The 237-nt window shown below is 79.3% G+C and carries 1 protein-coding gene; it reads right to left on the bottom strand.

Annotated elements, in window-relative coordinates:
- Positions 1-237 (bottom strand): SDR family NAD(P)-dependent oxidoreductase (locus tag KVT45_RS55685; RefSeq protein ID WP_217562782.1); only part of this gene is annotated, 237 nt, incomplete at both ends.

Below are 237 nucleotides of genomic sequence, written 5' to 3'. Positions count from 1 at the left end.
CGTTCCGGGCCAGGCGTCGGCCGCTCCGGTCAGCCGGGACAGCTCGGCGGTGCGTGCGGCGGCCTCCGCGCCCCGGTCCACCGCCACCACCCGCGCGCCCGCCTCCGCGAACGCGCACGCCGTCGCCCGCCCGATGCCGCTGCCCGCCCCGGTGACCAGGACCAACTGGCCCCTGATCCGCTGGGCGTGGCGGTCCGCACGCTCCGGCTCCGCACCTCGGCCGTCCTCGACGGACAT

The sequence above is a fragment of the Streptomyces sp. GbtcB6 genome (assembly GCF_019091475.1).
Lineage (GTDB): Bacteria > Actinomycetota > Actinomycetes > Streptomycetales > Streptomycetaceae > Streptomyces > Streptomyces hyaluromycini.
This window is presented reverse-complemented; position numbering and strand designations above follow the sequence as displayed.